Raw genomic sequence first — 1,663 nt, 5'->3', positions numbered from 1 at the left:
GAGTTTGTTTCCGGAGATGGTATTGCTTTCGACCCCACAACAGACAATCTCTTCATCGCGCAAACCTTTGTAAATTCGTTCTTCAATCCGACGTTTGAAGCTGACATCGCTGTCTTTCAAGTCACACCCGAAGGAGATAGGTTATCCTCGTTTGTACCAGAAGCATTACGCACAGCGATCGGTCTGAGCATCCTCCCAGACGGTAATCTCTTAATCAGCGACGTAATAACCGGACGCATCCTGGAATACACCCCAGAAGGCGAAATAGCCCCAGGTGGCATCGATTTCGCCCGTGAAGAATTCGGCTTAGACTTTGATGGTGACGGTGCAGCCGACCCCGGTGACAAATCACCACCCACAGGTGTAGCCTATAATCTAGACACCGAGACAATCTTCGTCCTCGACTCTCGCGGACCACAAATCTTTGAATTCGACACCGACGGCACCTTACTCAATACCTTAGACTTAACCGGAGTCACACCACCAGGAAACGGTGGACCGCAAGGAATGGCGATCGATCCACTCACAGGTAACTTCCTGATTGTCAACGATGGTCGCGCTAGTAACGGCGAATTTGCCAGTACCTTATTTGAAGTCACACCAGAGGGTGAATTACTCTCGAGTATCAATCTGGCAGACTTAACCGGATTTATCGATGCTGAAGGTGTGACTACTGACCCAGAAACCGGAGAATTATACGTCGTCTTCGACAATGATAGCGGTAGTGGAGATAGGGTAGCGCGTTTAGATATCTTACACGCTCCAGAANACTAGAGCGAATTAAGAAATCTCTTAACGAAGATTCTCCGATTAGCTTTAGTGAAGAAGACTTTACTGAGGCTTTCAGCGATGTGGATGGTGACGAGTTAGAATCAATCACCATTGAAACGGCACCAGAAAATGGCGATTTAACCCTCAATGGTAGTCGAGTCCGCGCCGGAGAGACGATTAGTGCGGCAGATTTAGATAACTTAGTCTATACTCCCGACGATGATTTTTCAGGCTTAGATACCTTTGAAATCAGCGCCTCTGATGGAACAAGAACCTCAGCAAGTACAACCGTAGACTTGTTAGTAAACGCCAGCGAAGGCTTGCAATTCAACTTAATTAGTTCCTTTGCAGGTGGTGGTGATGGTATCGCTTATATCCCTCAAACGGGTAATATTTACGCGATCGATACCGAAATTCTCGGACCTGGAGAATTTGAGTGGACAGTCACCGAATATACTCCAGAAGGTGTGGAAGTTAATGAATTTACCTCCGAAGTATTCTCCACTGCATTAGGAGGAACAGCTTTACCTAACGGTAACTTATTACTGTTGAGTCCGCGTTTTGGCGAACTGGTGGAATTTACCCCAGAAGGTGAAGAAGTAGTCGGTGGTATCGATATCCAAAATGATGCCTTAGCTGTCCCGAATGCGACCTTACGTGGTGTAGTTTATGACGAAGCCAGTGAGAGTATTTTCGTCTTAGATAGTGCGGCAATTATCACCAACATCGATACCGAAGGAAATATCATTTCGACGTTAGATTTTGCCGAGAGTTTACCGGATAATCAATCAGTACAAGGGATTACGATTGACCCCCTCACAGGTAATTTCCTGATTGTCGATCAATTCGATAATGGTGCGAATAACAGCATTTACGAAGTAACCCCAGAAGG

At 46.1% G+C, this 1,663-nt stretch carries 1 protein-coding gene; it reads left to right on the top strand.

Going from position 1 to position 1,663, the window contains the following annotated elements:
- Nucleotides 1–779 precede the first annotated feature (779 nt).
- The coding region (locus G3T18_RS24650; RefSeq protein WP_224413240.1) for an Ig-like domain-containing protein at nt 780–1,663 on the top strand (884 nt) is incomplete at its 3' end.

The sequence above is a fragment of the Oscillatoria salina IIICB1 genome, from assembly GCF_020144665.1.
In the GTDB taxonomy this organism is placed as follows: Bacteria; Cyanobacteriota; Cyanobacteriia; order Cyanobacteriales; family SIO1D9; genus IIICB1.
Note: the sequence above shows the minus strand (reverse complement) of the source record. Positions and strands in the feature narration are given on the sequence as shown.